The 26,674-nt window shown below is 57.2% G+C and carries 24 protein-coding genes and 3 pseudogenes; 16 read left to right on the top strand and 11 right to left on the bottom strand.

Annotation, left to right across the window (positions count from 1 at the left end; all coding sequences use genetic code 11):
* Window positions 1-509: pseudogene (locus I5W_RS12350) on the top strand (efflux RND transporter permease subunit); the annotation flags it as partial.
* Window positions 510-927: 418 nt separating this feature from the next.
* Window positions 928-1,647: a hypothetical protein gene (locus I5W_RS12345; RefSeq protein WP_044529437.1), complete on the top strand. Its 720-nt coding sequence runs from the start codon at window positions 928-930 to the stop codon at window positions 1,645-1,647.
* Window positions 1,648-1,845: 198 nt separating this feature from the next.
* Here I5W_RS12345 and I5W_RS31235 read toward each other — a convergent pair.
* Window positions 1,846-1,935: pseudogene (locus I5W_RS31235) on the bottom strand (IS3 family transposase); the annotation flags it as partial.
* A gap of 267 nt (window positions 1,936-2,202) precedes the next feature.
* On the opposite strand from I5W_RS31235, the gene I5W_RS12340 reads away from it, so the two are divergent.
* The 4 genes from I5W_RS12340 (at window position 2,203) to I5W_RS12325 (ending at window position 6,236) form a co-directional block, all read left to right on the top strand.
* Entirely contained in the window at window positions 2,203-4,161 is a 1,959-nt protein-coding gene (locus I5W_RS12340; RefSeq protein WP_050010667.1) for an AAA family ATPase, read from the top strand.
* 23 nt (window positions 4,162-4,184) lie between these two features.
* The gene (locus I5W_RS12335) at window positions 4,185-4,907 is read left to right on the top strand and encodes an SOS response-associated peptidase family protein (protein ID WP_044529436.1); all 723 of its coding nucleotides are present in this window, start codon (window positions 4,185-4,187) and stop codon (window positions 4,905-4,907) included.
* Window positions 4,908-4,971: 64 nt separating this feature from the next.
* Window positions 4,972-5,889 (top strand): hypothetical protein, encoded by a 918-nt coding sequence (locus I5W_RS12330; RefSeq protein WP_044529435.1) that lies wholly within the window; start codon window positions 4,972-4,974, stop codon window positions 5,887-5,889.
* 20 nt (window positions 5,890-5,909) lie between these two features.
* The gene (locus I5W_RS12325; RefSeq protein ID WP_044529434.1) at window positions 5,910-6,236 is read left to right on the top strand and encodes a hypothetical protein; all 327 of its coding nucleotides are present in this window, start codon (window positions 5,910-5,912) and stop codon (window positions 6,234-6,236) included.
* A gap of 176 nt (window positions 6,237-6,412) precedes the next feature.
* On the opposite strand, the gene I5W_RS12320 is transcribed toward I5W_RS12325, so the two are convergent.
* Window positions 6,413-6,817: a hypothetical protein gene (locus I5W_RS12320; RefSeq protein WP_159106121.1), complete on the bottom strand. Its 405-nt coding sequence runs from the start codon at window positions 6,815-6,817 to the stop codon at window positions 6,413-6,415.
* 69 nt (window positions 6,818-6,886) lie between these two features.
* Between I5W_RS12320 and I5W_RS12315 the strand changes: the two genes are divergently transcribed.
* On the top strand, window positions 6,887-7,798 hold the full coding sequence (locus I5W_RS12315; protein WP_044529433.1) for a hypothetical protein: 912 nt from the start codon (window positions 6,887-6,889) through the stop codon (window positions 7,796-7,798).
* Between the two features lie 602 nt (window positions 7,799-8,400).
* Here the strand turns inward: I5W_RS12315 and I5W_RS12310 are convergent.
* Complete coding sequence (locus I5W_RS12310; RefSeq protein ID WP_044529432.1) at window positions 8,401-9,336, bottom strand: phosphotransferase enzyme family protein; 936 nt, start codon at window positions 9,334-9,336, stop codon at window positions 8,401-8,403.
* A gap of 130 nt (window positions 9,337-9,466) precedes the next feature.
* Here I5W_RS12310 and I5W_RS12300 point away from each other — a divergent pair.
* Window positions 9,467-10,553, top strand: a pseudogene (locus I5W_RS12300) (IS3 family transposase).
* A gap of 539 nt (window positions 10,554-11,092) precedes the next feature.
* Here the strand turns inward: I5W_RS12300 and glmS are convergent.
* Entirely contained in the window at window positions 11,093-12,910 is a 1,818-nt protein-coding gene (gene glmS, locus I5W_RS12295; RefSeq protein ID WP_044529430.1) for a glutamine--fructose-6-phosphate transaminase (isomerizing), read from the bottom strand.
* A 199-nt stretch (window positions 12,911-13,109) separates the two neighbouring features.
* Between glmS and I5W_RS12290 the strand changes: the two genes are divergently transcribed.
* Window positions 13,110-13,598 (top strand): Lrp/AsnC family transcriptional regulator, encoded by a 489-nt coding sequence (locus I5W_RS12290; RefSeq protein ID WP_044529429.1) that lies wholly within the window; start codon window positions 13,110-13,112, stop codon window positions 13,596-13,598.
* A gap of 154 nt (window positions 13,599-13,752) precedes the next feature.
* Here the strand turns inward: I5W_RS12290 and glmU are convergent, their stop codons facing one another.
* Window positions 13,753-15,111: a bifunctional UDP-N-acetylglucosamine diphosphorylase/glucosamine-1-phosphate N-acetyltransferase GlmU gene (gene glmU, locus I5W_RS12285; RefSeq protein ID WP_044529428.1), complete on the bottom strand. Its 1,359-nt coding sequence runs from the start codon at window positions 15,109-15,111 to the stop codon at window positions 13,753-13,755.
* Window positions 15,112-15,327: 216 nt separating this feature from the next.
* Between glmU and I5W_RS12280 the strand changes: the two genes are divergently transcribed.
* Window positions 15,328-16,377 (top strand): glycosyltransferase family 4 protein, encoded by a 1,050-nt coding sequence (locus I5W_RS12280; RefSeq protein WP_017449866.1) that lies wholly within the window; start codon window positions 15,328-15,330, stop codon window positions 16,375-16,377.
* Between the two features lie 78 nt (window positions 16,378-16,455).
* Here the strand turns inward: I5W_RS12280 and rfbG are convergent, their stop codons facing one another.
* On the bottom strand, window positions 16,456-17,532 hold the full coding sequence (gene rfbG, locus I5W_RS12275; RefSeq protein ID WP_199901735.1) for a CDP-glucose 4,6-dehydratase: 1,077 nt from the start codon (window positions 17,530-17,532) through the stop codon (window positions 16,456-16,458).
* Window positions 17,533-17,968: 436 nt separating this feature from the next.
* Complete coding sequence (gene ttcA, locus I5W_RS12270) at window positions 17,969-18,925, bottom strand: tRNA 2-thiocytidine(32) synthetase TtcA (protein ID WP_017449864.1); 957 nt, start codon at window positions 18,923-18,925, stop codon at window positions 17,969-17,971.
* A gap of 317 nt (window positions 18,926-19,242) precedes the next feature.
* On the opposite strand from ttcA, the gene I5W_RS12265 reads away from it, so the two are divergent.
* Window positions 19,243-20,433 carry an amino acid aminotransferase gene (locus tag I5W_RS12265; protein ID WP_044529426.1) on the top strand — a complete coding sequence of 397 codons (1,191 nt, stop codon included), beginning with the start codon at window positions 19,243-19,245 and terminating at the stop codon, window positions 20,431-20,433.
* Window positions 20,426-21,058, top strand: a complete 633-nt coding sequence (locus tag I5W_RS12260; protein ID WP_017449862.1) for a YitT family protein — start codon at window positions 20,426-20,428, stop codon at window positions 21,056-21,058. The genes I5W_RS12265 and I5W_RS12260 overlap by 8 nt, the downstream gene beginning before the upstream one ends.
* Before the next feature lie 75 nt (window positions 21,059-21,133).
* Here the strand turns inward: I5W_RS12260 and I5W_RS12255 are convergent, their stop codons facing one another.
* From I5W_RS12255 to I5W_RS12240, 4 genes are all read right to left on the bottom strand, one after another.
* Complete coding sequence (locus tag I5W_RS12255) at window positions 21,134-21,526, bottom strand: helix-turn-helix domain-containing protein (protein ID WP_017449861.1); 393 nt, start codon at window positions 21,524-21,526, stop codon at window positions 21,134-21,136.
* Window positions 21,527-21,537: 11 nt separating this feature from the next.
* A complete protein-coding gene (locus I5W_RS12250) occupies window positions 21,538-21,831 on the bottom strand; it encodes a type II toxin-antitoxin system HigB family toxin (protein ID WP_044529443.1) in 294 nt (97 codons plus the stop codon).
* 126 nt (window positions 21,832-21,957) lie between these two features.
* The gene (locus I5W_RS12245; protein WP_008333021.1) at window positions 21,958-22,347 is read right to left on the bottom strand and encodes a dihydroneopterin aldolase; all 390 of its coding nucleotides are present in this window, start codon (window positions 22,345-22,347) and stop codon (window positions 21,958-21,960) included.
* Between the two features lie 17 nt (window positions 22,348-22,364).
* Window positions 22,365-23,132 carry an SDR family oxidoreductase gene (locus I5W_RS12240; RefSeq protein ID WP_044529425.1) on the bottom strand — a complete coding sequence of 256 codons (768 nt, stop codon included), beginning with the start codon at window positions 23,130-23,132 and terminating at the stop codon, window positions 22,365-22,367.
* A 36-nt stretch (window positions 23,133-23,168) separates the two neighbouring features.
* Between I5W_RS12240 and I5W_RS12235 the strand changes: the two genes are divergently transcribed.
* Genes I5W_RS12235 through I5W_RS12220 form a run of 4 tightly spaced genes read left to right on the top strand, consistent with a single transcriptional unit; the run spans window position 23,169 to window position 26,564 of the window.
* The gene (locus tag I5W_RS12235; protein WP_044529424.1) at window positions 23,169-24,329 is read left to right on the top strand and encodes a class I SAM-dependent methyltransferase; all 1,161 of its coding nucleotides are present in this window, start codon (window positions 23,169-23,171) and stop codon (window positions 24,327-24,329) included.
* Between the two features lie 10 nt (window positions 24,330-24,339).
* The gene (locus I5W_RS12230) at window positions 24,340-24,534 is read left to right on the top strand and encodes a DUF2905 domain-containing protein (RefSeq protein ID WP_017449856.1); all 195 of its coding nucleotides are present in this window, start codon (window positions 24,340-24,342) and stop codon (window positions 24,532-24,534) included.
* A gap of 21 nt (window positions 24,535-24,555) precedes the next feature.
* The gene (locus tag I5W_RS12225; RefSeq protein ID WP_017449855.1) at window positions 24,556-25,212 is read left to right on the top strand and encodes a response regulator; all 657 of its coding nucleotides are present in this window, start codon (window positions 24,556-24,558) and stop codon (window positions 25,210-25,212) included.
* Complete coding sequence (locus I5W_RS12220; protein WP_017449854.1) at window positions 25,209-26,564, top strand: ATP-binding protein; 1,356 nt, start codon at window positions 25,209-25,211, stop codon at window positions 26,562-26,564. Before I5W_RS12225 ends, I5W_RS12220 begins: the two co-directional genes overlap by 4 nt.
* The last annotated feature ends 110 nt before the right edge of the window (window positions 26,565-26,674 follow it).

The following is a 26,674-nucleotide window of genomic DNA, read 5'->3' as shown; positions in this document are numbered from 1 at the left end:
TGCGATGTTGGCAACGTCAAGGATGGAATGCTGGTGTTTCCGGGATTTCGTTTGCACTGACCGGTGGCATCTTCGCGCTGGCCATGCGCGACATTCCCATGTCGATCTCGGCCGCTGTGGTTTTCATCGCCTTGTCAGGCGTAGCGGTGCTCAATGGATGGGTGATGATCTCCTTCATCCGCAGTCTGCGCGAGGACGGGCGTTCGCTGGATGACGCCATTCACGAGGGGGCCGTGACCCGTTTGCGCCCGGTCTTGATGACGGCGTTGGTGGCGTCCCTCGGTTTTGTCCCCATGGCTCTTGCCACCGGAACCGGTGCGGAAGTCCAGCGCCCCCTGGCGACCGTCGTCATCGGCGGCATCCTGTCTTCGACTGCGCTCACCTTGCTGGTGCTGCCGCTGTTGTACAAGCTGGCGCATGACAAGGACGAAGGGGAAGCTCCAGCGGCTCAAGGCAAAAGTCCGGCCTTCTGGAAGTTCTGGTCGAAGCGTTCATCCACGACGGATTGAGAGCGAGATATGGGATAAGGACTTTCGCATCTCACTCCTATTTATGAAATGAGTTCTAATCATGCCGCTAGATCTTATATTCTTCAGGGCGACTTCTTGCAGACCTTAGCGCGTTTCAGAGGCAGTGGTCGAGGGATTGGTGCGAGTTCTGCCAGCTTCATGGAGCAGTAGTTGCCGCCTTTTTCCATCTGCGCTCTGACCTCGTAGTCCCGCCCTGCTTCTGGCGTGAAGCTGCCCGACACATCGCAACCGCCCCCATTGGGTACGCTATTCATCATCGGCAGGGCGGGCCGCAGCACAGGATATCCGAACGATCCCCCCTTGAGAAACGGGGCGCCCGTTTTAGAGTAACGCGAACGAATGATTGCCGACGGCTCTAAACTATAATTTCCACAACAAGACCACTTATAGGAGTGCTATGTCAGCTAACGCGTGGCGTATTTTCACCACGGTGATAAAGGAGTTCTGGCTTCCTTCAGTTCTCGCTGCGGGCTTTGCTTTATGGGGCGTTTCTGGCGACGAATTACGTAAATTTCAAGGATATTTCTTCGGGTTCTTGATGCTGGCTTGGTTTACTGGCCAAATTGTTCGCATTAAACGGGAGATAGAACGCAAAGATTCGGTAAAGGACACAATAGATAGGTTCACCACATTGAGCGAGAAGCTGGATGTCCAGTTGAGGATGATTACCGGGCACGCTACTGGTGGTGACTCTTATATTAAGGTCTATCCACATGTCGATAGCGATAGCGGCAATATTAACTTTGCCGCTCGTGTTGAAGGCGATTTTGCCATACGTAGCGTTGACATAGTTGTGCAAGACATCGACGCAGTAGAGCCTTGGCGAACGGCGATACGTGTTCATGAAGAGATCATCTGGCCAGGCACTCTACGAGCACTGATTCCGTGGCTTGCAAACGGGCAGGACCGCTGTCGTTGCCTTATTCAGTTATCTGCGCTGAACCATACAGCGATATGCGAGGCTGTGGTCGAGCGGGACCGTGACGGCAAGTTTGTCGTTGCGAGCAAACAGAGAGTAGGCAATAAACCTTGGGAATATTCGATCCCTGCTCATTTTCCAGGGCATGACGCTAGTAGGCCGGAGTCACTGTTTAAATTCGAAATGGAACTTACCTGAATAGTTTCTCTCATATGTCTTCCAAATTGCGCCTAGAAGCACCAAGTATTTGCAATTCAAAAGCCCCACCATTTACCGGGCTGCGCCACTATCGAATAATCCTCGAACGGCAGAAATTGACCAAATGAAGACAGCTTCGCTTCGAAGAGAAAAAGCCCGCGGATTGAACTGACCCCATAAAGTTGGACAGTAAATTTGCTACCTGAAGGCCTGAGTCCGGTATTGCACTGGACTCAGGCCTTTCAGTTTCAGTTTGATACGTTGGTTGTTGTAATAATCGATGTATTGTTGATTTGCATTGAAAACTGACCCACTTTCCCAGGAAAATTGCATCCAAAATTGGCCCATGTTTAGACCACAATCCTACTTATGACTGCGAGCGGGAGTACGCGCAGCAATGGCTGTGTGTTCAGGCAGGAATGCCGCTTCCAATGACATCCCGAGAACGTTTCTTCAAGGAATCTGGCGGTGGCCGGCATTGACTTCAGCCGGATGAGCTGTCTCAGTTATGTGATAGGCTCATAGCTTCCCACACAATAAACAACAGGGGGTATCGTGCTGACGTTGGTGAACGCGCAGGTCTGGAAATACAAATCCATTGAAGATTCCACCCCGGTTGACATCGCTGACGATGTCACCGTACTTGTTGGAAAAAATGAGTCGGGTAAAACCGGCTTCCTTGAGGCACTTCATAAAGCGATGCCATTGGGTAAAGCGAAGTATGAGTTCATCGAAGACTATCCTCGGCTAGAAGTATTCACTTACAAGAAGAAGCACGAAAAAGAGGAATACTCGGACGTCACGCGACTCTATTTCCGAATCGAAAAAGAACTCGCAGAAAGAATCAATCGCGAAGTCTTTAACTCAGTGGAGATTATTGAAGAGGGAGAGACGTTATCGCGTACCACGAATATGGCCAACAAGAGCGTCCTGGGATTTCACGTCCCCGAGGTTGAGGCAATCAAAGCACTTGCTAAACCGTTCGCTGAATCAGAGCAAGGAAATCAAGTCTTCAACGGTGCGACCAGTCTGACCAGCGTTCTCGATGCAATTGAAGCGCTGGGCCTGCCAGCGGAAGAACCACTAGCTAAATTCGCAGCCGCATGGAGAACTCGTGTAGCTAAGGCATCTGGCTGGGGACTCATTGACGGCTATATTTGGGAAGCCTATTTAAAGCCAGCACTCCCGAAATTCCTGTATTTCGACGACTATCGACTGCTGAGCGGGAGGACCAACTTGGCCGCCCTTCAACAACGTATCGCCGGCAACACAATGACGGATGCGGATGAAACAGTCCAAGGGCTGCTACAGCTTGCCGACATTGATGTTCCTGAGCTCTTAAAGGATGAAGGCTACGAGGCAGGCAAGATACGACTAGAAGCAATCAGTCTTAGCATTACCCGTAAGATTTTCAAATTCTGGAAGCAGAATTCCGAGCTGGACGTGGAGTTCGACATTAAAGCCGATTCAAAGGCTGAGCCGCCATTCAATAATGGCCCAAATCTTTACATCCGCATCAAAAACCGTAGGCATGGTGTCACCGTTCCGTTTGACCAGCGTAGCAAGGGCTTCATTTGGTTCTTCAGCTTCTTGGTCTGGTTTGATTCCATCGCAAGTCGGATGAAAACAGATGAGCAACTCATCCTGCTTCTGGACGAACCAGGGCTCAATCTGCATGCTCTTGCTCAGGCCGATTTCCTGAAATACATCGGCAGTCTGGCCGAGAATCACCAGATTCTCTTCACCACACACTCCCCCTTCATGGTGGACAGTGCAAAGCTGGAAAACGTGCGTGTTGTAGAAGACGTCATCAAGGAAGGGACTAAAGTAACCAGTGACTTGGCTGGCTCCTCCGACGAAAGCATCTTCCCACTCCAAGCAGCACTGGGCTACTCCATCGCTCAGAATCTTTTCATCTCGAAGAAGAATTTGCTGATTGAGGGGCCGGCAGACCTGATAGTGCTGCAGCACATGGCGGCTCTTCTGGAAGGTCTCGGCAAGCGTGGAATCGACAACATCACCTTGGTACCCGTCGGCGGTCTCGATAAGCTGGCCACATTCGTGGCATTGCTGGGGGCGAGCAAGCTGGATATCGCCGTATTGCATGACAGAGCAAAGAATCCGCATCAGAAGTTGGACGAGCTTATTCAGCAGAAACTCATCGGCAAGAAGCGAGTGCTAGATTTTTCTATGTTCTTGGATGGTAATCCTACTGAGGCCGATTTGGAGGATTTGCTCCCGCAGGCACTCTATATCGATGCTTTCAACGAGGTGTACGCGAACGAGCTCGAAGGCAAAGCGGTAAAGGCAGAGGAGCTGGTCCCTCATCCGCGCATAATAGAGCGCATCAATCTCTGGCTGAAGGATAAGAAAATCACTCTGACGACGGGCGGTGGTTACAATCACTATCGTGTAGCTCAAGGCGTAGTTCAGAAGCTGACAGGCACGACTATGTCAGAAGCGGACCTCGCCCCCTTTGAACGGCTCTTCATTCGCATCCATGAAGTTCTCTGAAACATTGAGTATGTAGAGCACTTATGTGCGTCAACTACAAACCAGCTGCAAAGGAGGTTGTTGCGTCCCTCACAGGCGTAGACACCTCCGGTACTCCTGATTGGTCTGAGGAAGTCTGGCAGGACTACGAAGCTCCGATAGTCGGTGCAGGCCAGGAGGGTGAACCTGAACTCATCGTTGGCACCTACGGCATGGTCCCAAAGCGGAAAATGCGGGAGGGCTTACGACTTTCGACAATGAACGCACGCCCCGAAACCGTCGGACAGAAGCGCACTTTCTCCAAGCAGTGGCGGGAGACCCAAACCTGCCTTCTACCCATGTCTATGTTCTTTGAACCGAATTGGGAAGCAGGTACCCCAGAGCGATGGGCTATCGGCACGGCCGATGATGAGCCATTCTGTGTCGCCGGCCTCTGGAAGGCCTGGGAGGAAGAACAAGGTTCCTTCTCGTTCTCCTTCACGCAGCTGACCATCAATGCCGATGACCACCCACTGATGAAGCGCTTTCACAATCCTGGCGATGAGAAGCGTAGTCTCGTGATTGTGCCGCGGTCTGAGTATGAGACGTGGTTAAACGTGAAAGCCCAAGAGGTCGCGCGGATGATACTTTCGCTTTATCCCGCAGAATTAATGAAGGCATGGCCGGCACCACGGCCGAAATCCGTAACTGCAAAACGGCCGTCAGCCACGAAGGGAGCCGATACCAAGGGAAAAAAGGACTGCCCGGAAACCGGCTCTTTATTTTGACCAGTGGGCGCCCGAGACGGCCAAGCTATAAATTCAGAACAACAACTCCCTCAACAAACAGACCATGAGCGACTCGCCAGTAGCGCCATTCTCGGCCCGTATTAAAGGCACTCACCAAAAAATCGACGCTGATTTTCCAGCGTCAGCTCGAACGGGACTCTTTTATCTGCTGATGGACTTGGTCGAGCGACGGTATGTAGACGGGTGGGTCAACGTCACAAGAGAACTACAGCGAATTGCTCGGCGCCCACCCATCAATTACGACAGCTCGAGGACTGCTGATATAGAGAAAGCGCGCTCCGATGCGAACGACGTTCTTCAGGACATGCCCTGGGACCGGGTATATGACTTCTGCGAAAGGTTACACAGCAGGCTGGCGACCAATGTCACTGAACATACCGGTGGCTACAACAATGATTATGAGGAAGTCGTCAGCAAAACCGAAGTACAGGAATACATTGGGACCGAAATTCAGCGCCTTTTCGCGGAGGAAGGTTTTGCTTTCGAATACTCCGATGGGCTAGTTCGACGGGGCGGACGAAAACACACTGTGGACTTAACGACCAGGGCTCAAGTAGTGCTTGGTGACCCAGCGTTAATGCTTGCTCGAAAACATTACGATAAGGCGCTACAGTTCTTCCGCAATCGCGCAGCGCCCGACTATGAAAACTGCGTGAAGGAGGCGGTGTGTGCAGTCGAAGCAGCGGGCAAGCTGCTGTTTCCCTCTGCAAAGGCGTCAACATTGGGTGACGTTATCAAGTGGCTGCAGAAAGCTAAGGAAATCTCAGTCCCGCCGGGCCTACTGCAAGTAGTGACCGGCATCTACGCTTTCCGTAACGGTGGAGAGGGTGTCGGTCATGGCGCCTCTGAAGGCGGAGTTGCAACTCAAGAAGTTGCTGAATTCGTGCTCGCCGTGTGCGCTTCGCAGATTATCTATTTTGTAGACCTTGCAAACGGTCGTGAGACTGAGGCCCCATTCTGAATGCAAACCAGGAGTCGTAAATGGTCAAGTATCCAATTAGCGTGCGTCGCGACTACTACCGAGGCAACGACAAACGCAAGCGGCAGAAAACTTCGGAAGCTAACGCTGATGCAGCAGAGATGGAGCGTGTTATCAACGAAATGCTGTTAAAGCAGACACAACCAGTTCGCGTCTATGACTGGCACGAAATTTCCAAGGCAACGGGAATCCCAGAGGATACGGTAGCTGCGCTAGGCTATTCAATTGCTGGAGGCAGCAATGGTTTTACTGCGTATCGGCACGACCTGACTCAGGAGAAGGCAATTCAAATGAATGAGCTCGGCCTGCCGACGAAGGGAGATGCCTGAACCCTGGTCAGCCGCCAGAGAACAACGAAGATATTGGCCCCCATGCTCGTGCAATGGCGCTGGCGACACCGATGATTGCTACCGCAGCACTGATAAACCAGTGCTCCTTCAGCCATTCACCGACCGCCATTATTGAAGTTCCATTCTGTTGCCACCAGGTCGCACGCGTAGCAAGCTCATCCGCGATGAGCACGTTCGAGAATATTTGCCAACACATCGACTTTGCGCAGCGTTGATTGATGTAATCGTAAAAAAGCTTTTCTCTCGAACGCGTCCGCCTCGCCTTGGCCATTTAAAAAGTCCCTAGATGCGATTTTGTTCTCCAGCATCAAGTTCCCCAGCCTGGGGTGACCAATGTATGCCACGCCGTAAATTCCAATCAATATACGAGACAGGTCATATCGATTTTGTTCTTGAACAGCAGTTCCTGTGCGGCCTAATGCTCTGAATCGATTCTCAAGCGCCTCAAAACCGTAATTTGCATCACGCATGTTCCAGTGCAGCCATTTGCAGTGCCGCAGCATTCCCGAATACTCAAAGAAATCTTGGAGCATTTCGCGTTCGAGCTCGTCATTAATCACGAAAGTGTCGCCAGCCATTTCAAGAGAAAGTCGTTATTTTTTCAAAAACCTCACTATCAAGGAATCTTAATGATCTCCGCATACACCCCTATCTTGAGAAGACCGTCTGCAAACTCTGCCCCCTGGTATAACCGGTTTCACAGTGTTTTTTATCTTTCGCAACTGACGAGCCAGCTCTTTACTAGTTATCTAGAGTCTGGAATAGAGAATGACAAGAAAGAGATGATTGCGGAATTGGAGCGTGAACTGATTCAAGCCAAAATAGTTCGGAAAAATGTAGAAACTGGCGGCGTTCAAATTCTGAAAGAAGAGAAACTAAAATCCCTTCATATTGAAGATACGATTAATCGGATTATCGAGGGCGTTTTTCTCTGTAATCAAGATGAGACTGAGATGTATCTAACTGCCATGGGACTTACCGCTCGGGACCATCAAAAAAAAGAAATAAACATTGACCAGAATCAGTTATTAAATGCGACCACATCAAAAAACTGGTATGAGCTAATTAGTGGCTTATTGAATGTATGGGAGTTTATATTTCTCTATGGCGCAGTTGAGTCGGCTTTCAAAGAAATCTTGAAGAAAGAAGGCCAAACGAGAGAAGAAGATTTGCTTACAGAGGTATTGGATCAATTTGAAGAATTCTCCGGTGACGCTGATGTCGACATCAACAATATCCAAAAAATATGGCTATTTTTTACGGAGATGAGAAATATATATGTTCATAACCATGGACGTATAAATGGTCGAATAAAATCCAACCTCGGTGGGAAGCTTGATGATTTCAAGAAGGCGATCGCTAACATGCATGCCGGATCGATCATGATCACGGACCTTGAAGAGATACTAAAGAATTCCAGAGTTACAAATGAAAAATTTTATTTTCTACGCACTCCAGAACTAAATATTTTCAGAAATTCGATGGTTCATCTTTTGGAATGCTTGGACGAATCAAAGCTCAAGCAGACCGGGGAATTTTGAGAGATGTAAGGCGCCCAGCATCCTTTCTAAGGCACCTTTAGACTTCCTGAAGAACCAGCTACGTGACGTCATCGGCAGTGCTCAAAGCCTTGCTTTTTCAGTCATGGTGCTCAGAAATGAAAGAAGTTCTTTTGAGTGCAGAGGCGGCTTTGAGAGCAAAATAACTAGCCGAAAAAATAGGCTTCCCCTAAAAAAGGAAGCCTTTCATTTCTGGCAGACACATGTGGCAGAACAGAATAAAGTCTGTATCACAGGTGTTCTGGATACCCTTGTGGAGCGTGACTTATGCTTTATGTGAATATCTCGTTATAGTCTGTATTCTATGTTCTTAGACGAGATAGAAGTCACTATTTTTGCTAAAGTCTGTTTCGTCGGGCGTGTAGTGTAGGTGCTCAACCGCTCCGCGGCTTCCGCTTCGCCACCATGAACGACGTCGTCGCCGAAAACGAATTATTCAGACCCGACTAACTAAAATCGGTCCGCTGCGGACACTGCTCAACACTGAAATCGTCACGCCTACCCGCTCGATTGCAGGCACCGGAGGTCTGCGCCGAGTTACTGCCCAACCACGCTATGCATGTGGGCAGGACATATAATCTTTATTACAAGCTGAGCAATGTTTTACTCATTCTTCCCAATACTTCGCTTGTCCGAATAAAAACTGCTGGCCACATCTCCGACGGAATGAGGCAATTCTCAGAAAGAAATGCGATTGATCGTATACACTTCGCAAACACGGCGCTTGGCAGAACGGCAACCTCAGCGTTACCCAACGCTTTGTAATCTTGATAGCCGTGAAGGACGCTTAGTACCAGTGGCCTTGAAATTTCACAGCTGCTTTCGTTTGAGAAGATTGACAGCAAAACGGCTGCGATATCGAACACTAGCGGGCCGTGAAAAAGCATCTCAAAATCAAAAAAAGAACACACTTTCCCATGGAGGTGAATATTTAGAATATCCAAGTCCCCATGGATTATTCCACATTCTAGCGGCCTATTTTCAATGGATTCCGCATACTTTTTTGACGTCTCTTTGAGAAAAATTTTAAATTCATCAGGTATGTCAGATTTAATAATAAAATTAAGCGATGAGTTTATAATATGGGAAATGTCAAGGCGAGATGCCCTCGCGCCAGACCGGGAGAATTGCCTATGAATTTCAGCAACCCCCAATCCGACAATACGCATTTCCTCCTCCGTTAATGTGACAGCCGCGCCCCTCGCCTCGCTGTATATACTCAACAAGCGAAGCTGTGAATTAACGGGAATCCAGCGAAACGATGAACCGTCGGAAGCAATAAGCGGCTTGCTAACGGATGCTCGCTCTGTATCGTTAAACTCAAGCAGTAGCTTATGAGTAAGTTGAATGTGCTCGGTAGTTTGACTGTGTGAATATAATTTGGCATAGCAAATGGTTCCGTCACGGTCAATTCGAAATGTGTGGTTGACGCCGTGAATTACCTCGCTAACCATCTCGGGAAAGAAGCCATACCATTTTTCACAAACATCACGAATCAAATTCAACTCGTCACTGCTCATAATATTGCCCGCAATATAAGTTCGACATCGAGAATGCTCAGTATCAAGAACTTTAAATCGTTCCTTGGGTAATCCCCCCTTAAAACCAGCGCCGTCAGAAGTAGAATATTCTCACAGAGGAGTTCTACAAATGAAGAGATCGAAATTCACGGATAGCCAGATTATCGAGCAATCACGCGTGTTGAGGCCGGCCTTGGCGTTCCGGACATCTGCCGCGAACTAGGCATCAGCACAGCGACGTTCTATAAATGGCGCTCGAAGTACGGCGGCATGGACGTATCGATGATGGCGCGCATGAAGGAGCTCGAAGCGGAGAACGCCCGGTTGCGCAAAATGTACATCGAGGAAAAGCTCAAGGCCGAGATTGTGGTCGAGGCGCTCGAAAAAAACTGGTAAGGCCATCTCGTCGCAGCGAGATGGCCAAGCGCTTTGTTCAAGAACGTGGCGTGCCGATCAAGCTTGCCTGTGAGGCGTTTAAGGTAAGCGAAGCCTGTTATCGCTACATCAGCAAGCGTAAGCCAGAGAATGAAGAGATCGCAAACTGGTTGCTGCGGCTGACCGATAACCACCGCAGTTGGGGCTTTGGCCTCTGTTTCCTGTATCTGCGCAACGTCCGTGGCTTTGGCTGGAATCATAAGCGCGTCTACCGTATCTATCGCGAACAGGAGTTGAACCTGCGTATCAAACCGCGCAAGCGGTTGGTCCGCGAAGTACCTAAGCCGCTTGCTGTACCCAGTGGCTGCAACCAGACCTGGTCGATGGACTTCATGCACGACCAACTTGCAGATGGGCGAAGCATCCGCTTGTTCAATGTGATCGACGACTTTAACGGAGAGGCACTGGGCATCGAAGTGGATCTCTCGCTGCCATCGGAGCGAGTGATTCGTAGCCTGAAGCAAATCATCGAATGGCGCGGTAAACCCAGCGCCATTCGATGCGACAACGGCCCCGAGTATCTGAATGCCGCGATTACCCATTGGGCGCAGCAGACGGGCATTGAGCTGCAATACATCCAGCCAGGCCAACCTCAGCAGAACGCTTATGTGGAACGGTTCAACAGGACCGTGCGCTATGAATGGCTATCTCAGTATCAGTGGCATGATTTGGAACACGTTCAGCAATTCGCAACCAACTGGATGTGGACCTACAACCATGAGCGCCCTAACATGGCCTTGGGCGGATTTACCCCGAAACAGCGGCTGGCCATGGCTGCTTGACGTTTCTACTTCTGGCAAACGTTAGAAATGGGGGGATTACCGAAAGCGCCTCTGAAGAGGCGCGAGGCGCATTTGAAGAAGCTGTTTTGTCCTTGGCTTCGGTGGAAGAAGGGACTTCTGGGCGAGGGCGAGGAATTTTATTGGCACAACGATTCGGCTTCGAAATTCCCGATGAGTCAAATTCATCTGAAGAAGCAGGGGCGGAGTGACGCTGTTTGGTCAGGGATAAGTGGTTCGCGTAGGTCAGTCGGCCAAGAACTGAGTAAAGTAGGCTGAGGCTCTGTTTTTACACAGCCTCGGCCGATAGCGGACAGAATGTTGCTAGTGTTAAAAAAGAAAAGCCACCTACATAGGTGGCTTATGAAGTGGCACAGCGGTATCAATTCTGATCGACTTTATTCATTGTTGTCAGAAGCAGAGTATGGTTACCGCCGCAGTGCCTGTGCATGTGTCAAATTTAATTGTTTTGTGTCGGACTTAATTGTGTTGTGTCGAACTTAATTGTTCGTGGACACCATAGTCAACCGCCCACCAATCCCTCACTCCACCGTCACCGACTTAGCCAAATTACGCGGCTTATCCACATCCGTCCCCCGCGCCAATGCCGTGTGATAAGACAGCAACTGCAACGGCACCACATGCAGGATCGGCGACAGCACGCCATAGTGTTCTGGCATCCGGATCACATGCACGCCCTCGGCCGAGGTGATGCGTGAATCGCCATCGGCAAACACATACAACTGGCCACCCCGCGCACGTACTTCCTGCATGTTGGACTTGAGCTTTTCCACCAGCGCGTCATTGGGCGCGATAGTGACCACCGGCATCTGCTCGGTCACCAGCGCCAGCGGGCCATGCTTAAGTTCGCCAGCGGCATAGGCTTCGGCGTGGATGTAGGTGATTTCCTTGAGCTTGAGCGCACCCTCCAGTGCGATCGGGTAGTGCAGGCCACGGCCCAGGAACAGCGCATTTTCGCGTCGGGCAAAGGCTTCGGCCCAGGCGACGATGGAAGGCTCCAGTGCCAGCACGCTTTGCAGGGCGGCCGGCAGGTGGCGCATGGCCTTGAGATGCTCGGCTTCCTGTTCTTCGGTCAACAGGCCGCGGCTTTGCGCCAGGGCCAGCGTGAGCAGGAAGAGGGCGGCCAATTGAGTCGTGAAGGCCTTGGTCGAGGCCACCCCTACTTCCACCCCAGCGCGGGTGATGTAGGCCAGTTCGCATTCGCGCACCATGGCGCTGGTGGCTACGTTGCAGATGGTCAGCGTATGCAACATGCCCAGGCTGCGGGCGTGCTTGAGGGCGGCCAGGGTGTCGGCGGTCTCGCCGCTTTGCGAGATGGTGACCACCAGTGACTTGGGATTGGGGACGCTGTCGCGGTAACGGTATTCGCTGGCGATCTCGACATTGACCGGGATGCGGGCAATCGATTCGAGCCAGTACTTGGCCGTCAGGCCGGCATAGTAGCTGGTGCCGCAGGCCAGGATCAGGATCGAGTCGATTTCCTTGAAGATCTTGTAGGCCTTGTCGCCGAAGAGCTCGGGCATGATGCCGACCACGCCTTCCAGGGTGTCGGCAATGGCGCGCGGCTGCTCGAAGATTTCCTTTTGCATGTAGTGCTGGTACGGGCCCAGTTCGACGGCGCTGGTGTAGGCCTGGACGGTGCGCACGTCGCGCACGGCGGGCCTGCCGGCGGCGTCGACGATCCATACTTTCTGTATCTGCAGGTCGACCACGTCGCCTTCTTCCAGATAGATGATCTGGTCGGTGGTGCCGGCCAGGGCCATGGCGTCGGAGGCGACGAAGTTCTGGCCTTCGCCCACGCCCACGATCAGCGGCGAACCCTGGCGTGCCGCCACCACGCGGTGCGGTTCGTCAGCGCAGAAGACGGCGATGGCGTAGGCGCCGGTGAGGCGGCGCACGGCTTGCTGTACGGTGTGGAAGAGGTCGCCGTCATACATGTGGTCGATCAGGTGGGCGATCACTTCGGTGTCGGTCTGGCTTTCGAAGACGTAGCCGGCCGCTTGCAGTTCGGCGCGCAGTTCGTCGTGGTTCTCGATGATGCCGTTGTGGACCAGGGCGATGCGCTCGCGCGAGAAGTGCGGGTGCGCATTGTGGGTGGCCGGGGCGCCGTGCGTGGCCCAGCGGGTGTGGGCAATGCCAGTGAAGCCGGCCAAGCCGGTCTGCGCCACTTGCTGCTGCAGGTCGGCCACGCGCGAGGTGCTGCGCGAGCGCTGCAACTTGCCGTCCACGTGCAGCGCTACGCCGCAGGAATCGTAGCCGCGGTATTCAAGGCGCTTCAGGCCTTCGAGCAGGATGGGGGTGACGTTTTGTTGCGCTACTGCGCCGACGATGCCGCACATGGAATGCCTCACAGGAAAAGATGTGTGAGCATATTAGGGGAGGCGATGTGAAATATGATTTCTAAAAATATCTATTTATGAACTATTATTGCTCATGTGATAGATGGTGAAATAAAATTTAATAAAACGAAGATATTTGAATTTTAATGGCAATGCTGCTTGAGCAGATTCAAGCGCTGCCACCTTCCCCTTGCTACCCATGAAACCTTCCATCGTGCTGGACGACCTCGATCGTCGCATCCTGCAAGCCTTGCAGACCGATGCCAGCCAGACCAACCAGGAGCTGGCCGCACGGGTCCATGCTTCGCCGCCGACCTGTCTGCGGCGGGTCAAGCGGCTGGTGGAGGCGGGCGTGATCGCGCGCCAGGTGGCCTTGCTGGATGCGGCACAGTTGGCGTCAACCTTGACGGCGATTGTCGAGATCACGCTGGATCGGCAGGGGGAAGAAGAACAGCAGCACTTCGAGGCGCTGGTGGCCGGGGAGGCGGCGGTGCAGCAGTGCTATCGCGTCTCGCCGGGGCCGGATTTCGTGCTGGTGGTGCTGGTGCGGGATATGCCGGCCTATCACGCGCTGGCGCATCGGCTCTTTGCTTCGCAGCGCAATGTGCGCAATGTGCGCAGCTATTTTTCCATCCATCGCAGCAAGTTCGAGACCGCGATCCTTCTCGACACCGACGACGCTTCATGAAAAACGGCCGATATGTTCATATATCGGCCGTTCCTGTCTGTGGATAAGTCAATTGGTAGCGGTGATATGTGCTTTTTACTTGCTTTTTACTTCATATCGCCTCAGAACCACCCCTCCTGGGACTTAAGTTGTCCACAGGGGGAAATCTCCAAGCCTACTTCTTGATCTTGACCGGCCGTTGCCACCCCGGCAGCGACAGTTGCTTGGCCCGCGAGAGCGTCAGTTGGCCGGCTGGTGCGTCCTTGGTCAGCGTCGTGCCGGCGCCGATGGTGGCGCCCTTGCCCACGCGCACCGGGGCCACCAGTTGGCTGTCGCTGCCGATGAAGACCTCGTCCTCGATGATGGTGCGGAATTTGTTGGCGCCATCGTAGTTGCAGGTGATGACGCCCGCGCCGACATTGACGCCGCTGCCCACATCCGCATCGCCCACATAGGCTAGGTGGTTGGCCTTGCTGCCCACGCCGACGATGCTGTTCTTGACCTCGACGAAGTTGCCGATGTGGACGTCCTGCGCCAGTTCGGTGCCGGGGCGCAGACGCGCGTAGGGGCCGATCTTGCTGCCGGCACCGACCACCGCGTCTTCGATGTGGGTGAAGGGCTTGATGTCCACGCCGGCAGCGATGCGGGCATTGCGGATCACGCAATGGGCGCCGATGGTGCTGCCCTCGCCGATGCTGACCTGGCCTTCGAAGACACAGTTGACGTCGATGCTGACGTCGCGTGCGCATTCCAGGCTGCCGCGCACGTCGATGCGGGCCGGGTCGGCCAGGGTGACGCCGGCTTCCAGCAGGCGATGAGCGATGCTGCGCTGGTGGATGCGTTCCAGCTCGGCCAGTTGCACCTTGCTGTTCACGCCCAGGGTTTCGGCCACATCGTCGGGCTGGGCCGAGACCACTTCCACGCCATCGGCGACCGCCGCGGCGATCACATCGGTGAGGTAGTACTCGCCCTGGGCATTGTGGTTGGAGAGCTTGGCCAGCCATTGGCGCAGGCGCGCGGTGGGGGCCACGATGATGCCGGTATTGACTTCGCCGATGGCCAGCTCGGCCTGGCTGGCGTCCTTCTGTTCGACGATGCGCTTGATCCGCCCGTCTTCGCGCACGATGCGACCATAGCCGGTGGGGTTGTCCAGGGTCACGGTGAGCACGCCCAGCTTGTCCTGGCCGGCGGCCGCCAGCAGGCGTTGCAGCGAACTCGCGCTGGTCAGGGGCACGTCGCCGTACAGCACCAGGGTGGGCACCGCATCGTTCAGGTGCGGCAGGGCTTGCATGACGGCGTGGCCGGTGCCCAGTTGCGGTTCCTGCAGGGCGAAGGACAGACCCTGGCCGGCGAAGGCCTTGGGCACGGCATCGCCACCATGGCCATAGATCACGCACAGTTGCGTGGGGGCGAGCGCGCGCGCGGTATCGATGACGTGGCCCAGCAGGGGCTTGCCGGCCAGAGGATGCAAGACCTTGGGCAGCGAGGATTGCATACGTTTGCCCATGCCGGCGGCGAGGATGACGATGTTCATGAGGTGATGAGGGAATGGATCGGCCAAAGAACAAAAGTCTAGCATGGCGCATCTCCCGATTTGCCTGCTCCCGCTGCCAAAATATGAAGCTGAAGGGCCTTTGCCGCTGTAATCCGGTTTTTATGCGCGGCGCCGGCCTTTACCATGAGAAGCTACCGGGACTTTGTCCCATGACAACCACTGCTGCGACTGTGGCCCAACCCGCTTGGAAAGTGCATGAAGATTCTTCTGTTGAACGATGAGTTCTATACCACCGGCGCCAGCATTGCGATGCTGCGCCTGGCCGAACGTCTGGTACAGAACCATGAGGTGTCGGTGCTGCCGCGTATCGATGGTCAGGGCGAGGTGCGCAAGCAATTCGAGGCGATGGGCATTCCCATCGTCAAGGACCTGCCCGCCGGGACCGATGTAGTGATCTCCAACTGCATTCTCTCGGGTTCGCTGGTGGGCGAACTGGCGCCGCGCTGCCCGGTGATCTGGTGGATCCACGAGGCCGAGATCGGGCGCGATCTGCTGCTGCGCTATCCGCAGATGGCGCAGGGTTTCAAGAGCGCTTCGCACATCGTGTTCCAGACCGAATTCCAGCGCCTGGTCTATGGCAGCTTCCTGTTCGACAGCCCGGCCATGGTGCATGTGCTGCCGTTCTGGAATGACGCCATCTATCGCCAGCAGGATCTGCAGGCCAAGCCCAAGGACAAGAAGCGCATCGTCTGCATCGGTACCATCGAGCCGCGCAAGCGCATGGAAGACACCATCATGGCCGTCAACGCCATGAGCGCCGAGCAACGTGCCAACACCGAATGCCTGTTCATCGGCAAGTACCTGCAACTGGGCGAGGGCGCACGCAAGCTCTCCGAGGCGCTGCCGGAGCGCTATCGTTTCCTGGGCGAGCTGCCCAATGATGAAGTCCTGCGTTACCTGGCCTCGGCCGATGCCTATGTGCTGGCCAGTTCCAGCGAATCACAGCCGCTGACGATCTGGGAAGCCTTCGAGCTGGATGTGCCGGTCTGCCTGTCGGACCTGGAGACCTATCGCCATATCGGTCTGAAGAATGGGGTCAATGCCCTGATGCACCCGGTGGGCAATATCGATCTGCTGGCCTCGAACCTGCAGATGGTGCTGCACAACGAAGACGTGCGGCGCCGCGTGACCCGTGCCGGCAAGAGCCTGCTGTTGAAGAATCTCACACGGGAGTGGTCAGAGGAGTTCGAGCGCCTGGTGCTGCGTACCCAGACCATGGCCGAGATCCGCAAGATGGGCTATTGAGCCATTGAGCCATTGAGCCATTGAGCGCTGCGACCCGCCCGGGTGCGTATGTACCGGGCGGCAGCGCAGTGGGTGGCTTCAGTTCAGGCTCTGGTAGAACGCGATCTGGCTTTCCGAGAGCGCGCGCAGATCCTCGTTGTTCAGGTAGCCCGCATACCATTGTGCGGTCAGTTCCAAGGCGGTGTAGAGCTCCATCTTGGGAATCCAGTCCAGGCGCTGGCGCACCTTGGAGATATCCAGGCGCAGCAACGCGGCTTCATGCGGACCACGGGCCTGGCTTTCCAGTTGTACTTCCACTTGCCCCACGTCGTTCTTCTGCAGGGAGTGGTTGAAGGTGGCGCACAGTTGGCTCACGGTCTGCAGGTCGGTATCGGCCGGGCCGAAGTTCCAGCCTTCGGCATAGGCACCGCCCTGCTCGTAGAGCAGTTGCGCGACCTGCAGATAGCCCGACAGCGGCTCCAGGACGAATTGCCAGGGGCGGACGGCGTGCGGATTGCGGATCACTACCGATTCCTCTTTTTCGAGGGCGCGGATGAAGTCGGGAATGAGACGGTCGGCGGCGAAGTCGCCCCCACCGATCACATTGCCGGCGCGCACGCTGGCAATGCCTACTTGGTTGTCCGGTCGGTTGGCGAAGAAGGAGCGGCGATAGGCCGAGGTCACCAGTTCGGCAGCGCCCTTGCTGCTGCTGTAGGGATCGTGTCCCCCCATCGGGTCATCTTCCCGATAACCCCACAGCCACTCGCGGTTTTCGTAGCATTTGTCACTGGTCACCACCACGACCGAACGTACGCTGGGCGTATGACGCACGGCTTCGAGCAGGTGTACGGTGCCCATCACGTTGGTAGCGTAGGTATCCACGGGCGTGGCATAGGAGTCGCGCACCAACGGCTGGGCTGCCAGGTGGAACACGATGTCCGGTTGCACGGCCGCCAGCGTTTCGGCCAGGTGGCGCGGATCGCGCACGTCGCCCGTGGTGGTCTGCACGCAGTTGTGCAGCCGAGCCAGGTGGAACAGGCTGGGATTGGTCGGAGCCGGCAAGGCGTAGCCGCTCACCCTGGCACCCATCAGGTGCAGCCACAGGGTCAGCCAGCTCCCCTTGAAGCCGGTATGACCGGTGATGAAAACGCGCTTGTCGCGCCAAAAGTTAGCCATCAGGCAGCCTCATACACGTATGGCAGAGAGTCGTTCGGGGGCAGAGGCGCGAAGTCGATCATTGACTCACATGGCGTTACCAGGCGGCCCAACTGATTGATGTTCCTGTCGGGATCACGCTTCCCTGCGAAACCACGACTGCATGGTTATGTTTTTTCTTTCCTGGCGGTGTGGCCTCGCGGCGCTTCACTGCGATGGGACAGATTAGAACATGCGTGTTTTCGCCTTCAAGCGTGGAAGAGGAGGGTATTTGATGCCCAATCCCAGACTATAGCCATATGACAACAAAAATTTACTTTTGCATCAGTGCCTGAAGACTATCCAGGGCCGCGAAAGCCCCGCTGTAAGCGGGCTTTCGAACTGTTGAGGTGAAACGATGTGTCTCGTCAGACTAAGTTTTTCGATTTGACGAGAATGTGGCAGCCGGTTTCGGGAATCAGAGCAGGTTGATCACCGACTGGCCCTGGTCCAGCTTGTCATCCCGGTCGAACAGGGTGTCGCCGGTGGCTTCCTTGCCGGCACCCGGCTTGAAGCTGCTGAAGTCGAACAGGCTGCGGTCCAGCATGTGCGAGGGCGCGATGTTGGCCATGGCGGTGAACATGCTCTTGATCCACAGGGGATTGGTCTTTTCCCACTGGTTGAGCATTTCGCGCATGGCCTGACGCTGCAGGTTGGGCTGCGAGCCGCACAGGTTGCAGGGGATGATGGGGAATTGCATGGCCGCCGCGTACTTCTTGATGTCGGGTTCGCGCACGTAGGCCAGCGGGCGGATCACCACGTTCTGGCCATCGTCGGCGATCAGCTTGGGCGGCATGGTCTTGATCTTGCCGCCGTAGAACATGTTGAGCATGAAGGTATGCAGGATGTCGTCGCGATGGTGGCCCAGGGCGATCTTGGTGGCGCCCAGTTCCTTGGCTACCCGGTACAGGATGCCACGCCGCAGGCGCGAGCACAGCGAGCAGGTGGTCTTGCCGGGGGCGATCTTTTCCTTGACGATGCTGTAGGTGTCTTCCTCGACGATGCGGTAGCGCACGCCGATGCGCTCGAAATACTCCGGCAGGATGTGCTCGGGGAAGCCCGGCTGCTTCTGGTCGAGGTTCACGGCGATGATCTCGAACTTCACCGGCGCCACCGTCTGCAGGTAGCGCAGGGTGTCGAGCATGGTGTAGCTGTCGGCGCCGCCCGACATGCAGGCCATGATGACGTCGCCGTCGCGGATCATGTCGAAATCGGCGATGGCGCGGCCGGTCAGGCGGCGGATGCCTTTTTCCAGGATCTCGAAGCGGCGCGAACCGCGGGCGCTCACTTCGGGTTGGCCGCTCTCGCCCTGGGTGGGCAGGTCGTCGAGTTCGGCGAGGTCGGACAGTTGCACTGCGGCCGCAATGTCGTTCATGGGGAATTCCTTCAATCGGTATGCTGTTGCTGCCGGATCAGCAATATTGCCATACATCAACAAAAATCAGGTGATGGACGGGAGGCTGCGTGCGGGCGGAGGAGCGGCATTTTCTCATGCAGCGCCGGTTCCTGCCATTTTCGCGTGGCCGGGCAGCCTGTCAGCGTGGCATGGACGCCTCATGGTGTGGCGCATTTAAAATCCCACAGCTGCGCACGCGGGACAGGAAATTTTCCCCGCGCCGCGCTACCATTGCGGTTTTGCCGGCAAAGCGCGACTGCGCCGGCAGCGGCGTTTCTCCATCCTAAGAGGTCCACATGTTTTCGCATCTCCCGCCGTATGCCGGCGATCCCATCCTGAGCCTGATGGAACAATTCCAGCGCGATGAGCGCAGCAACAAGGTCAACCTGAGCATCGGCATCTACACCGATGGCCGGGGCGTGGTACCGGTGTTGCCCACGGTGCGCGCCGCTGCGGCGGCAGTGGCCGAAGCCGGCGCGCCCTATGTCTACCTGCCCATGGAAGGCCATGCCGCCTATCGCCAGGCGGTGGCCAAGCTGCTCTTCGGCGCCGATCTGCCATCGGCCGAGCACCTGGCCATCGTCCAGACCCTGGGTGGTTCGGGGGCCTTGAAGGTGGGCGCCGACCTGATCGCGCGCTTCTTCCCGCAACCCACCATCTGGCTGCCGGATCCCACCTGGGACAACCACGTCGGCATCTTCGAAGGCGCTGGCTTCAAGACCGAGCGTTATCCCTACTACGATGCCCAGACCAAGGGCCTGGACTTCCCGGCCATGCTGGCCAAGCTCGACTCCCTGCCCAAGGGCGCGATACTGCTGCTGCACCCGTGCTGCCACAACCCGACCGGGGTCGATCCGACCCGCGCGCAGTGGGAAGAGATCATCGCCGTGGTCGAAAAGCGCGGCCTGCTGCCCTTCTTCGACCTGGCCTACCAGGGCTTTGCCGAGAGCCTGGATGAAGATATCTGGCCGGTGCGCGAAGCGGTACGTCGCCAGATCCCGTTCTTCCTCTCCAACTCCTTCTCCAAGATCTTCTCGCTCTACAGCGAGCGCATCGGTGCCTTGTCGGTGTTCTGCCCGCAGCCGGGCCAGGCCGCCAACGTCCTGGGCCAGTTGAAGCTGACCGTGCGTCGCAACTATTCCAGCCCGGCCCGCAATGGTGCATTGCTGGTGGCGCACGTGCTGGGCGACGACAAGCTGGCCACGCAATGGCGCGCCGAAGTCGAAGAGATGCGCGTGCGGGTGCGTGACATGCGCGTCAAGCTGGCCTCGCAATTGAAGAGCGCGGTACCGGACCAGGACTTTTCCTTCCTGCTGCGTCAGAACGGCATGTTCGGCTACACCGGCCTGTCCTCGGCCCAGGTGGATCGCCTGCGTGAAGAGTTCGGCGTCTATGCCGTGGGCACCGGCCGCATTTGCGTGGCTGGCCTCAACGACAGCAACGTCGCACGCGTGGCCGAAACCATGGCCGAGGTTTTGCGTGGCTGAAGTGGCAAGCAAGGCCGTACTTCCCTCGGCCGACCTGCGGCACAAGAGCTATGAAGACGTGCTGGCCCTGGTGGCCGGTACGCTCTTCGTCTCGCTGGCGGTGAACATGTATAGCCAGGTGGGGCTATTGACTGGCAGCACGGCCGGTCTGGCCTTCCTGACGCATTACCTCACCGGCCTGCCGTTTGGCGTGGTGTTTTTTACCATCAACATCCCGTTCTACTACTTCGCCTTTCGCCGCATGGGCTTGCGCTTCACCGGCAAGACCTTCTGCGCGGTGGCGCTGGTGTCGGGCTTTTCGCTGATGCATCCGCATTTCATCGGCTATGCCAAGCTGGACCTGTTCTACAGCGCCGTGCTGGGTGGCTTGCTCATGGGGGTAGGCTTCGTGATGCTGTTCCGTCACGGCGCCAGCCTGGGTGGCATCAACGTGGTCACGCTGTTCCTGCAGGACCGCTACGGCCTGCGCGCCGGCAAGCTGCAGATGGGCGTGGATGTGGTGATCGTGCTGTGCTCGCTGTTCGTGGTGACGCCGCGCGTGTTGCTGGCCTCGATCCTGGGGGCGGTGACGGCCAATCTGGTGATTGCCTTGAATCACCGGGCCGGAAGGTATATGGGGATGTAGCAGGAGAGACGCTGGGGCGTCTTGGAGAAATGAATGCCGTTCGGTGCAGACTGAACGGCATTTTTCTTGGGGGCTTCAGGCGCTCAGAAGTTCGCTGCTGGCCGTTCTCACGGGATAGGGCTGGATCAGCAGGTCAGCAGGTAGATTCAGGCCTGCACTGAGCTTGCGGATCATGTCGAGGGTCAGCGGACGCACCCGATTGAGGATGTCGGAGACGCGGCTACGTGGGCCCAGATAGGGTTCCAGGTCTTTGCGCGTCATGCCGCGCGCTTGCATCACGTGCAGCAGGAAGTCGATGGGGTCAGGATCATCGATGGCAAAGTGTGCGCGCTCGTAGTGCGCGATCAGCAGGGTGAGTACATCCAGTTGATCGGCTTGCTCCGAGCGGGCAGGGGCATCCCACAGTCTTTCTGCTTCGGCCAGTGCGGCGCGGTAATCCTTGCGGGTGCGTATCAGTTTGAGTTGCATATGAACTTCCTTCAAATCGTTTCCACATCGATGGCGTCGTATTGGCGATGCGTGCCGACGAAGCGGATGGAGATCAATTCCTTGTCGTAGCGCACGGCGACCACCAGCCGGTAGTCGTTGCCTTTGATGTTGAACACCACACGGTTGTTTCTGATGAAACTGGCATTGCGATAGGCCGCCTTGATATCGGCCGGCGTTTTCCAGTTCACCCGGCTGGCCAGCGCGTGCCAGGCACGCAGGGGAGTCTCCGCGGCAGGATGGGCAGTCCAGAAAGTCCGTAGTGTGGAGAGGGCAATGATGCGCATCAACACACCGTAACATGCTACCACCTTGGTAGCAGGATGGAAGGGGAAAACTTCGGCCAGATCTCGAAAAAAGAAAGCCCCGCATGAAGCGGGGCCAGTCGGGCAGAGTGATCTGTCGAATGGAGATCAAGCCTTGATCCGGAAAGTCTCCACCCCCACCGAATCACAATCCGGGTACACATCCGGCTTCTCGGTCGACACCCGCACCGCGCGCACCTTGGGATGGGCCAGCATGGCCGTCATCACGTCGTCGCACAGGGTTTCCTGCAGATGGATGTGGCCGCGTGCCATGCGTTCGGCGATGGTGGAGCGGATGAAGTCGTAGTCCACCACTTCGTCCAGGTGGTCGGCGGTGGGCGTGGTCTCGGCCAGCGGGACGTAGAGGTCGACGTTGATCAGGATGCGCTGCTCACCCTTCTTTTCGAACTCGTGCACGCCGATGTTGATGAACACCTCGTAGTTGCGCAGGAACAGGCGGCGGCAATCTTGCAGGGAAGGATGGGACAGGAAGAGCATGATCAAAAGAGTAAAGGTTATTTCGCCACGAACATGACGTCGCGCGAAAGGGGAAGCAAATGCTGGCCGCCATCGACCAGCAGGGTGGTGCCCGTCACGGCCCGCGCCGAAGCGACGTAGCAGACCGCGGCGGCGATGTCCTCGGGCGTACTGCCACGGCCCAGGGGCGTGACAGTGTGGGCTTTGCCGAACTGTTCCTCGGTCTGGTCACCCGAGACCATGGTCAGCCCGGGCGCCACGCCCACCACCCGCACCTTGGGCGCCAATGCCTGCGCCAGCAGGGTGGTGGCGCTGTGCAGGGCAGCCTTGGAAAGGGTGTAGGACAGGAAGTCGGGATTGGGATTGTACAGTTTCTGGTCCAGCAGGTTCACTACCACCGCTTGCTCACCTGCCGGCGTGATCTCGAAGAGGGCCTGCGCCAGCAGCACCGGGGCGCCGACATTGGCGCTCATGTGGCGCAGCAGGCGCTCGTTGCCGAAGCTGGCGGCGTCATCGTAATCGAACAGCGAAGCGTTGTTGACCACGCAGGAAATGCGTCCCAGCGGCGCGGCTTGCGGCAGCAGCGCACGCACCTGGGCTTGATCGCCCAGCTCGCCCTGCACCGCCAGGGCGCGCCGGCCCAGGGTTTCGATCTCGCGTACCAGCTCTTCGGCCTCCTGGCGCGAGCGGTTGTAGTGGACCGCCACGTCCCAGCCCGCTTGCGCCAGGGCCAGTGCGATGTGACGACCGATACGGCGTGCTGCGCCGGTGACCAGCACAACGCCTGCAGAAGAGGGTGATGTCATATTCCTGGTTTCCAATACTCCAATACAATACGGCCCATGCAACTGCAACTACCCGAACCAGGCGAGGACGCACAGGCCGCCTCGCAGACCCTCCAGCACCTGATCGCCGGCGAGATCGCCGCGGCCGGCGGCTGGATCTCCTTCGAACGTTACATGGAACTGGCCCTGTATGCGCCGCAAGTGGGCTACTACAGCGGCGGTTCGGCCAAACTGGGCAAAGAAGGGGATTTTACAACCGCGCCGGAAATCTCGCCCTTGTATGGCGCCACGCTGGCCCACCTGGCCGCCGAAGTGATCGCCGCCAGTCCCCAGGTGGCCAATGTGTTGCTGGAGTTTGGCGCCGGCACCGGCAAGCTGGCGCATGACATCCTCACCGAATTGCAGGCGCGCGATGCCTTGCCCGAGACTTATTTCATCGTGGAAATCTCGGCGCAACTGCGCGCGCGGCAACAGGAAACCCTGGCGGCCTTCGCGCCGAAAGTGCAGTGGCTCGATGCCTTGCCGGAAACTTTTTCCGGCGTGGTGGTGGGCAATGAAGTGCTGGACGCCATGCCGGTGCGCTTGGCCGTGAAGGCCGCCGAGGGCTGGCTGGAACGCGGCGTGGCGCTGGATGGCGCAGGGCAGCTGCGGTTCGAGGATCGCGCCGTGGCCGAGTTGCCACTGGGGCAGATTCCCGATGCCGAGGACTTGCCGCCGGGCTATCTCACCGAACTGTCGCCGGTGGCCATCGGTTTCATGCGCACGCTGGGTCGCATGGTGGCCAATGGTCGGGGGGCGCTGGCGATCCTTCCAGATTACGGATTCCCCGCCGCGGAATACTATCTGCACGACCGCGACCAGGGCACGCTGATGTGCCACTACCGTCATCACGCCCACACCGATCCCTTCTATTGGCCGGGTTTGCAGGACATCACCGCCCACGTCGATTTCACGGCCATGGCCGTGGCCGCGGTGGAGCAGGGCGCCGAGGTGCTGGCCTATACCAGCCAGGGCGCCTTCCTGCTCAATGCCGGCATCGGCGAGCTGCTTCTGCGCACCTCGCCCGAGGACAGCGCACGTTACCTGCCGCTGGCCAACGGGATGCAGAAACTGATTTCCCCGGCCGAGATGGGCGAGCTCTTCAAGGTGCTGGCCATCGGCAAGCATGTCCAATGGCCGGCCCGGATGCTGCGCCACGACCGCACCCACAGGCTCTGAGGAGACGCCCTTGATACGCTGGATCATCGTCATCTTCCTGGCCGTCATCGTGTTCTCGACGCTGCTGCCCTGGCTGGAAAAGCTGGGCATCGGCCGGCTGCCGGGAGACTTGCGCTTCCGCCTGTTCGGCCGCATCTTTTCGCTGCCCTTCGCCTCGACCATCCTGATCTCGGTGGTGGTGTTCCTGCTGGCGAAGATTCTCTGAGTCCCACTAGGAGCCTGTGACATGCGCGTATTGCTGGTAGAAGACGATCCCATGGTGGGTGAAGCGGTGCGCAAGGGTTTGCGCCAGGATGGCTTCACCATCGATTGGGTGCAGGATGGCAAGTCGGCCGACGTGGCCTTGCGCACCGAGGACTATGCCATGCTGCTGCTGGACCTGGGCCTGCCGCAGAAGGATGGACTGGCGGTGTTGCGTACCTTGCGCGAACGCGGCAACACCATCCCGGTGCTCATCACCACTGCCCGCGATGCGGTGGCAGATCGCGTGGCCGGGCTGGATGCGGGGGCCGACGATTACCTCATCAAGCCGTTCGATCTGGAAGAACTCTCGGCCCGGATGCGTGCCCTCTCGCGGCGCCAGGCCGGGCGTGCCGAAAGCCTGGTGCAGGTGCGCGAGGTGGTGTTGAATCCGGCCACCCATGAGGTCACCGTGGGCGGCAATCCGGTCAACCTGTCGGCGCGCGAGTTCGCCTTGCTGCAGGCCTTCATGGATCGACCCGGGGTAGTGCTCTCGCGCGCGCAACTGGAGGAAAAACTCTACGGCTGGGATGACAGCATCGAGAGCAATGCCGTCGAAGTCCACATCCATGCCCTGCGCAAGAAGGTCGGCAGCGACTTCATCAAGAACGTGCGCGGCGTCGGTTACCTGGTGCCGGCATGAAATCGATCCGCAACAAGCTGCTGTTGTGGCTGGGCCTGGGCTTGTTTTCCATCATCGTGCTGGCCGGTGTGGCGCTGTACTTCCAGGCGCGTGGCGAGGCCAACCAGATATTCGATTACCAGATGCGCCAGATCGCGGCTTCATTGCCCCGCCAGGCCTTCTCGCCGATCTCGCCGGGGCAGCAATTCCCGGAGCTGGAAGACGAGATCATGATGCAGATCTGGGATAGCCGCGGTGCGGTCATCTATCACTCGCACGCGCGCGGCGCCATGCCGCGCCAGGCTGAACTGGGCTTTGCCAATGTCAGCGGCCCCAATGGCATGTGGCGCGTCTACAGCGCCCAGATCGGCAGTACCGTGGTGCAGGTGGCGCAGCCGCAGAGCGCGCGCGATGAAATTGCGGCGCAGATGGCGGTCAAGACGGTGGTGCCTTTGCTGCTGCTGTTCCCCCTGATCGGTGTGCTGTCCTGGGTGGCAGTCAGCCGCGGCCTGGCGCCGGTGCGCAAGGCCGCCGCCGAAGTGGCCGCGCGTGACATGAATTCGCTGCAACCCCTGTCGGATGTGGGAATGCCGCAGGAAATCCAGCCCCTCACCCACGCCTTGAATGACCTGCTGGCGCGCCTGAAGCATTCCACCGAAACCCAGCGCGCCTTCGTGGCCGATGCCGCGCATGAATTGCGTACGCCGCTCACTGCATTGCGGTTGCAGGCGCAACTGGCCGAACGCGCTACCGATGACGTCGAGCGCCGGGCCGCCTTTGCCGATCTCAAGAGCGGGCTGGAACGCGCCACCCATCTGGTGCACCAACTGCTCACGCTGGCCCGTCAGGAACCCGATGCCATGAGCTTTGCGGAGGTCGATCTGCGCGCGCTGCTGGGCAGCGTGGTGGGCGATCTGTCGTCAGTGGCCGAGCATGGAAGTATCGATCTGGGGCTGTCGGACCAGGGCGATGATGGCCGCCCGCTGCGCGTGCAGGGCAATGCCGATGCCCTGCGCATCCTCTTCAACAACCTGGTGGACAATGCCTTGCGCTATACGCCGGCAGGCGGTGTGGTCGATGTGGGATTCGATTTGTCCACCACGGGCGCTTGCACGGTGGTGATCCAGGATAGCGGGCCGGGCATTGCCGAGAGCGAGCTGCCGCGCGTGTTCGACCGCTTCTATCGGGCCCAGCGTGGGCACGACCAGGGCGGCTCGCGCGCCGCCTTCGGCAGTGGCCTGGGGCTGGCCATCGTGCGCCAGATCGCCGACCTGCATCGGGTGCCGGTGAGCTTGCGCAATACCGGTCATGGCTTGCAGGCCAGGGTGGAATTCCCCTTGCTGGCCGCCTCACGCCAGTCCGGACGGGATTAATCCTGGCTAAGTGCTTCTTTTTTTTGCCTTAAGTTTGTCTTAATTTTCACTGCTTAATCTTCACTCCAACGGTTGAGGCCAACAAGCCGCGCAAGCGCTGCAACAGGGCC

The organism is Herbaspirillum sp. B65, assembly GCF_000333555.1.
GTDB classification, from domain to species: Bacteria; Pseudomonadota; Gammaproteobacteria; order Burkholderiales; family Burkholderiaceae_D; genus Herbaspirillum; species Herbaspirillum rubrisubalbicans.
The sequence above is the reverse complement of the archived record's forward strand: the minus strand, read 5'-3'. Positions and strand labels throughout refer to the sequence as shown.